Here is a 2,578-nt window from a genome sequence, read left to right on the forward strand (position 1 = left end):
AGGCCGAGGTCACGCCCCGGACCAGCCATTTCCCGTTGGAAGGCCGGAAGACCGCTACTTCCCAGGTCCCGTCCCCGTTGTAGTCGGAGGGGACGACCTCGTCGCTGGAGGCCCCGAACCAGGTTTTGGTCAGGCCTCTTATCAACCATAAGCCGGAAGAAGGCCTGAATACGGCGATGTCGCTGGTCCCGTCCCCGTTGTAGTCGCCCGTAATCGCCCCGGAGGGTAATGGAGTGGGCGCGAGAGTAGCGGACGGCGTTGGGGTGGGGGTAGGCGAAGGTGTCGGCGTGGGAGTAAGCGACGGTGTCGGCGTGGAGGTAACCGACGGTGTAGCTGTCGGGGTAAGCGACGGTGTCGGCGTGGGGGTGACCGACGGTGTCGGCGTGGGGGTAACCGATGGTGGCGGCATAGGGGTAGTCGTCGGGGTAATCGATGGGGTTGGAGAGCAGGCGGGAGTCGTCGTGGGCGTCACGGTTGGAGTCGGGGTCACCGATGGGGTTGGGGTGACGGTCGGGGTTTTGTAACCTTCCGGTGTCGGCGTCAGCGTCGGCGTGGTGTAATAGCTCAAGAACTCGATCCGGCTCACAAAGCCGTCTTCCCCGCCCCCGCGGGCAGCCTGGAAGGAGTCGGCGGTCGGAAAATTGTTCGATGATGTCCGGCCGACCGCGTAAACCTTGTCGTCGGCGCTCAGGGCGACGCTATAACCGAAATCGTCGCCGCTCCCGCCCAGGTAGGTGGAGAACTCCAGCTGGGAGCCGTCGGCGGAAAAACGGGAGAGGGTGGAGTCGTAACCCCCGGGCCGGGAGGGAAGCATGGCTCTGGCGACGGGAAAGTTGGTCGAGACGGTAATACCGGTCACCCAGGCGTTCCCGTCCGGGTCCGCGGCGATTCCCTGGCCGTAATCCCAGTCCCATCCTCCCAGGTAGGTCGAGTAGACGAGGGATTGCCCGTCGGTGGCGAAACGGGTGACGAAATAATCCGGCTCCCCCATAATCGACGACTGGTAGGGGTTGACTGTGGGGAAGTCGTTCGACTGGGTGATGCCGCAGAGATAGACGCTCTCATCGGCGCCGATGGCGATCCCGACGGCCTGGTCGATATCTTCCGCTCCCCCAAGGAAGGTGGAAAAGACCAGGGCTGTGCCGGAAGGGTCGAACTTGGTGAGAACGGCGTCCCAGTTCCCGGCGTTGGCCGGTTGGTAGGCGTTCAGGGTCGGGTAGTCGACGGAGGTGGTGGCCCCGGAGAGGTAGGCCTGGCCGGAGGAATCCACCGCCACCCCGGGGTAGTCGTGGCCGGAGCCGCTGCCCCCCAGATAGGTGGAGTAGCTCAGGGATGATCCCTCGGGCGAGAGCTTGCTCAGGGTGAAGTTGTAGCCGCTGGAATTGGCGTTGGCGGCCTGGAAGGCATTGACGGTCGGGAAGTCGGTTGACCAGGACCTGCCCGCGACGTAGGCGGAGCCGGAACCGTCAACGGCCACGTCGTAGCCGTAGTCAACAAATGATCCCCCGAGATAGGTGGAGTAGACCAGGGCGGAACCGGCGGCGGAGAGCTTGGAGACAAACAAATCGGTCCAGTATCCGTTCCGGGAAGACTGGAAGGGGTTGACGATCGGGAAGGTATTGGAGTCGGTATAGCCGCAGATATAGGCTTGGCTGTCTTCATCGACGGCTATGCCCATACCGAGGCTGTCGCCGCCGCTCCCCCCCAGGTAGGTGGAGTAGATCAGGGAAGAACCGTCGGGGGCGAACCGAGCGACGAAGGCATCCTGACTGGCGCGTATGTTCGCTTGGTAGGCCGCCGCGGTGGGGAAATCGACGGAGGAGGTCCAGCCGACCACGTAGGCACCACCGTCGCTGCCGACGGCGATGTCCATGGCGGTGTCGTTGGCCGACCCGCCCAGATAGGTCGAGTAGTCGAAATCCCAGCGCTCGATGTAATTGACCGGCGTCGGGGTGGGGACCTGGGGCGCCGCGCTGCGTACCGCAGCGAGCGACGATGCCAGGGCGATCAAGGTAACGCCGATCCGGAAAGATGCCTTCGTCTCTGTTCCGGCTCTCACAGCTTCCTCCCTAGATAACTGAATGCAGGCACATTAACCGTCAGATTGGCCAATAAAGGCGTCCCGAGTGGTGCTGTCCCATTCACTGTAGCCTTTCCAGGGTTCGTCCGATCAGCGACTTTATATACGCATGAACTGAACCGGCGGACCCTAGCGTAGCCGCCCGGGGTCGAGTCTCAAGTCGTCTGAGAAAAGCGTTCGAACAGGCGCATTACCACTTCCTTGTTGTTTCGGGATGGTAGCAGTTGAGCGAGGCCGGGTCAATCGGGAGGGAAGCATAAAGCATGGAGCATCTATGCTTGCGAGTGCAGCGAAGAAATCTTTTTATAGGGTACTACCCATGAGATCGCTCCGTCGCCCGGGTTCCTCGCAATGACCTCAACTATCCCGTGCCCTGAGCTCTCCCGAAAACCATTCCCTATCTGTGTAAACCTGCCTGCGGCAGGCAGGTCTGTGGAATCCCTTCCTGCCCGAGCCCCGAACCCCTCTTGCACCTGATTACTCTGATTAACTCTGATG

Annotated in this window: 1 protein-coding gene; it reads right to left on the minus strand. The window is 62.1% G+C overall.

All coding sequences use genetic code 11. The annotated features are described in order from the left end of the window. The coding region (locus PLZ73_12545) for an SBBP repeat-containing protein (protein HOO78702.1) at positions 1 to 2,059 on the minus strand (2,059 nt) is incomplete at its 3' end. Between the last annotated feature and the right edge of the window lie 519 nt (positions 2,060 to 2,578).

Source organism: bacterium, assembly GCA_035380285.1.
In the GTDB taxonomy this organism is placed as follows: Bacteria; Auribacterota; Erginobacteria; order Erginobacterales; family DAOSXE01; genus DAOSXE01.